The sequence below is a fragment of the Vreelandella gomseomensis genome, assembly GCF_031451645.1.
Taxonomy (GTDB): Bacteria; Pseudomonadota; Gammaproteobacteria; order Pseudomonadales; family Halomonadaceae; genus Vreelandella; species Vreelandella gomseomensis.
Window position 1 is genome coordinate 1 of the sequence record NZ_JARWAI010000025.1, and the last position, 990, is coordinate 990.

Sequence of the window (990 nt, forward strand, 5' to 3'; positions counted from 1 at the left end):
CCTTGAAATACCAGCCTGGCATCATTGGCGTTCTCACTCAGGTCCGTTATCCGGATCGAGGACAGTGTGTGGTGGGTAGTTTGACTGGGGCGGTCTCCTCCCAAAGCGTAACGGAGGAGCACGAAGGTACCCTCAGCACGGTCGGACATCGTGCAATGAGTGCAAGAGCATAAGGGTGCTTGACTGCGAGACAGACACGTCGAGCAGGTGCGAAAGCAGGTTCTAGTGATCCGGTGGTTCTGTATGGAAGGGCCATCGCTCAACGGATAAAAGGTACTCCGGGGATAACAGGCTGATACCGCCCAAGAGTTCACATCGACGGCGGTGTTTGGCACCTCGATGTCGGCTCATCACATCCTGGGGCTGAAGTCGGTCCCAAGGGTATGGCTGTTCGCCATTTAAAGTGGTACGCGAGCTGGGTTTAGAACGTCGTGAGACAGTTCGGTCCCTATCTGCCGTGGGCGTTGGATGTTTGAGAAGGGCTGCTCCTAGTACGAGAGGACCGGAGTGGACGCACCTCTGGTGTTCCGGTTGTCACGCCAGTGGCATTGCCGGGTAGCTATGTGCGGACGGGATAACCGCTGAAAGCATCTAAGCGGGAAGCCCCCTTCAAGATGAGACATCCCTGAGGCCTAGAGCCTCCTGAAGGGCCCAGCGAGACCAGCTGGTTGATAGGCACGGTGTGGAAGCGCTGCAAGGCGTTGAGCTAACGTGTACTAATGGCCCGTGAGGCTTGACCCTATAACACCCAAGGGGTCTGGTCGTGATGATAACGATGAAAGAACCGGATACGCGCACTGAGCCGACTGTTCAAGACACAGGGCTTGGTAAGAGACGCCCACAAAACACAGCATGATGTACAGCCAGTTACGCCTGACGACCATAGCAAGCGTGAACCACCTGATCCCTTGCCGAACTCAGCAGTGAAACCGCTTCGCGCCGATGGTAGTGTGGGGTCTCCCCATGCGAGAGTAGGTCATCGTCAGGCAC

2 rRNA genes are annotated in these 990 nt (G+C 56.6%); both read left to right on the top strand.

The features are described from left to right. Nucleotides 1-741, top strand: a 23S ribosomal RNA gene (locus QC815_RS17295); the annotation flags it as partial. Nucleotides 742-872: 131 nt separating this feature from the next. Next, nucleotides 873-988, top strand: a 5S ribosomal RNA gene (gene rrf / locus QC815_RS17300). Nucleotides 989-990: the final 2 nt, after the last annotated feature.